At 53.8% G+C, this 3,416-nt stretch carries 3 protein-coding genes; 2 read left to right on the top strand and 1 reads right to left on the bottom strand.

The features are described 5' to 3' along the window. Positions 1-218: 218 nt before the first annotated feature. A complete protein-coding gene (locus MDHKLMBL_RS20560; RefSeq protein ID WP_104272560.1) occupies positions 219-896 on the top strand; it encodes a hypothetical protein in 678 nt (225 codons plus the stop codon). 68 nt (positions 897-964) lie between these two features. Continuing rightward, positions 965-2,770 (top strand): ParB/RepB/Spo0J family partition protein, encoded by a 1,806-nt coding sequence (locus tag MDHKLMBL_RS20555; RefSeq protein WP_104272559.1) that lies wholly within the window; start codon positions 965-967, stop codon positions 2,768-2,770. Between the two features lie 46 nt (positions 2,771-2,816). Here the strand turns inward: MDHKLMBL_RS20555 and MDHKLMBL_RS20550 are convergent, their stop codons facing one another. Beyond that, positions 2,817-3,155 (bottom strand): hypothetical protein, encoded by a 339-nt coding sequence (locus tag MDHKLMBL_RS20550; RefSeq protein ID WP_104272558.1) that lies wholly within the window; start codon positions 3,153-3,155, stop codon positions 2,817-2,819. Between the last annotated feature and the right edge of the window lie 261 nt (positions 3,156-3,416).

Here is a 3,416-nt window from a genome sequence, read left to right as displayed (position 1 = left end):
GGCATCCGGACAATCAAGATCATCACACTGCAAAAGACAAGTCTGGCGTTAGACGAAGATGCACAAAGAGGGCTGATTTATATGGGTTTTTATTCTTTGAAAGGTATACAAAGAGATTGACAGACAGGGAAGGAAAACCGATAATAATCACATGGTCAGCGGGGTGCTGGCCTCCGGGTTCGCCGCCGGTTATCGAGGCGAGTTAGGAGATTCCCACCATGTTGAAAGTCATTTCTACCCCTCATCTGGAAAACCGTGCGGCTTGGGTAATGGCCTTTGAGCTGCGAGACCTTTTCGTAGCCCAGCCTGCCGCTCACGTTCGTCGCTACGGTCTGCACAAAGACGATTTCAACCTTGTCATCACTGACACGGCCGAGGCCATGAGCCGTGGCAAGACTCTGAACCGCTTCAGTTTGGGCGGTAACGAGTCGGACGTGATGGATTTTCTGGCGATCTGTGGCTGGTCACTGAAGAAGGTCCTGGAGGTTTGCGCGGCCTTCGATTGTGAGCCAACCAAGCATGTGCGCCTTCGGGATACGTTGAAGCTTTGGGGCTATCAGAGGGACGCGAAAATCGAATTTTGCCCGTTTGCTGCACAGCGGGTGAACCCTCTGCAAAAGCTGCCCAAGAAATGGACGATTCCCCACGTCGTTCGCCTTTTGGCTCGGGATACCGATGCTCGGGTGAAAACTCAATGGGAGCTCACCGACGATTACAAAGCCGATGCCGATCACAATTTTGGGCGCGACCATCTGCCGGATCGTTTGGCTCTGTTGCGTGAGTTGGTTGAGGCCGGATCGGCTTGGCGGATTCATGAGGACCATGAGGGGCTGTCCATTTCCCATGGTCAGCGCTCATACGCGATTCACCTCCCTGATCGGCTGATCGCCGCTTAACCCATGCGGGGGCGAGAGCCCCCAACGGTTTCCGGACGGAAACACCCAACTGACAAGGAACTGACACCATGGAACAGAACATCAAATTGAACGCCCTCACAATCTCTGAGAAGAACGTTCGTAAGGTATCGGCGGCAGATGTAGAGGATCAGCAGTTAATCGCTTCTATCGGCTCTCAGGGGCTGCTACAGAACTTGATTGTTGTGAAGTCGAAGAAGCGCGGTAAGTTTGAGGTTGTCGGCGGTGGCCGCCGTCTGGCTGCGTTGCAGCATTTGGCAGAGAACGGCGACATTGCGAAGGATTACGCTGTGCGCTGTGTGGTGAAAGATCAGACCGACGCCACCGAGGCCTCAATGGCGGAAAACTTGAAAGCGGCAATGCACGACGCGGATTGGTTTTCGGCGTATATGCAGTTGAACGAGCAGGGCATGAGCGCAGAGGACATTGCCAAGAAATTCGGCCACAGCGTGACGGATGTTCGCAAACTGTTGAAGCTCGGCGGGGTGGCCCCGGTGATTTTGCAGGCTTTCCGTAATCGGGAACTGGATAAAAAGGAGGTCATGGCCTTCACCGTTTCCGACGATCAGGAAAAACAGGCGGCGGTTTTTGCTGAAATGAAGGAGGGCTATGGCTTCTCGGCGTGGGAGATTCGTTCTCGTTTGCTGCCTGAGAATGTTCGAAGCACCGAGCCTATGGCTGTGTTTGTGGGCTTGGCAGCCTATGAGCAGGCCGGTGGTAGTGTGGCGTCCGATCTGTTCCAGGAGGTGACCTACCTCAACGATCCGGAGCTTTTGAAGTCGTTGGCAGAGGCCAAGATCGAGCGACTGGTGGCTGAGAAGAAGGTCGAGGGCTGGAAATGGGTGGAGTATACCTTTGGTGGTTTCTGGTCCTCACCGTTTGCCAGCATGAGGCGCGTGGAGCCGGAAATTGAAGTGGACCTGCCCGAGGCGTTGAGCGCCCGACTGGCCGAGATCGATGCCCGTTTGAATGTCTTGAATGAGAAGCCGATGCCGGAATGGACAGAGGAAGAGGATGAAGAACACGACCGACTGACCGACGAAGAAAGGGATTTGCAGGAGCAGAAAGAAAACTCTCGAGTATTTTCCGTAGGGCAGAAGGCGGAGGCGGGCGTTCTCATTCTGATTGGACGGGAAGGGGAGCCGGAATACCGCGAAGGTATTGTGAAGCCCGAAGACGGTGAGAAAGGTAGCGAGGGCGAAGACGAGCAGGGCGCGGTTGATGTTCCTAAGAAGCCGGACGAAAGCGCGGCGCTCTTGAGTGATCTGAGTGCTTATAGCTTGCAGGCCCTGCAAGCTGATCTGATGGATTCACCGGAACTGTGCTTTGATTTGTCGGTGTTCAATATGGCGTTGCAGCGTGTGGCACAAAGCTTCCTCCGACCCTGTGACATCAGTGTTCAGTGGGCCGAGTTCAGTCCCAAGGACATCCTGGAAACCAAAGCCGCCGAAAAGATTCAGAAAACGCGAGACGGTTTGAATCTGGTTTGGATGAATGAGGAAACCGAGGCGGATATGTTCAGGGCGTTCCAATCACTGACGATGCCGGACAAGCTGGCGATTCACGCTTTTTGTGTCGCTCAGTCGCTGCGTTCATCCAGCTCGGTCATTGCCGAACTTGTGAAAGAGCAAATCAACTTTGATTTAAGCGCTCTCTGGCAGCCGACCAAGGAGAATTATTTCAAGCGGGTCAAGCGCGAAAAGCTGTTGGATATTCTGGTAGAGCTTAAAGGCACCGATCTGGCAGCAGGTATGGCAAATGCCAAAAAGCGCGATTTGGCTGAGTTGCTGGATGGTCTTGAGGAATCCAAAGGTTGGCTACCGCCGCAGATGCGACCTGAAGCTGTGGAGGGTTGATTCTGTCCCTGGGCCGGAGGTTAAGAGACTTCCGGCCCTTTCTTAATCATTCACATGGGAAGTTTGTCATTAGAGCGAAAATCATCACCATTTCAGCTACAGCATCATCGCCCATTCCCATTCTCTCAGCTTCCTCCAAAGTCATCTTTGCGTAATCAATGGAACCAAAATTCATGGTCTCTGGAAGGCAAAAAAGACTTTCTCCAAAACGTTGCTCCACTACGCCGTCGGTGTACATGATGCCCCGTTGTAAACCAAGCATGTACGACTTGTAGGCTGGATCCCTGCGATCTGAGTTTTCTAACTCCTTCAACGTACCAATTGTCATCGCGCTCGCGGGAAGAGCGGTAAGTAGTAGGGTCAAAACTAGAGTAATTCGGAGCATTAGCACTCACCTCTTGATTTAACAGATTGGCCCTATTGCAGAAACAGCCGCAAAATGGGCGCGGCAGTATAATTCAAAGGAGTGCAGCCGTTAAGGTGGCTGCGTGCTGGGATAAATAACCAGGCGCGCCCTTCGGGCCGGGCTTCTCCGGGTTCGCTATTCGCTCATCCCGCGTTGCGGGACTGACGCCCTCCATATCCCTCGCGCTTCCGACCTCCGGCCGGTAAAGGATCCCCGCTGATCGCGGGGCCCCCGAAGTCG

Origin of the sequence: Marinobacter flavimaris (genome assembly GCF_002933295.1) — a bacterium.
GTDB lineage: Bacteria > Pseudomonadota > Gammaproteobacteria > Pseudomonadales > Oleiphilaceae > Marinobacter > Marinobacter flavimaris.
This window is presented reverse-complemented; position numbering and strand designations above follow the sequence as displayed.

Bases quoted from the DNA above. Each gene is read 5' to 3' on its own strand.
- MDHKLMBL_RS20560 (WP_104272560.1), top strand. From the start codon at position 219: ATGTTGAAAGTCATTTCTACCCCTCATCTGGAAAACCGTGCGGCTTGG.
- MDHKLMBL_RS20555 (WP_104272559.1), top strand. From the start codon at position 965: ATGGAACAGAACATCAAATTGAACGCCCTCACAATCTCTGAGAAGAAC.
- MDHKLMBL_RS20550 (WP_104272558.1), bottom strand. From the start codon at position 3,155: ATGCTCCGAATTACTCTAGTTTTGACCCTACTACTTACCGCTCTTCCC.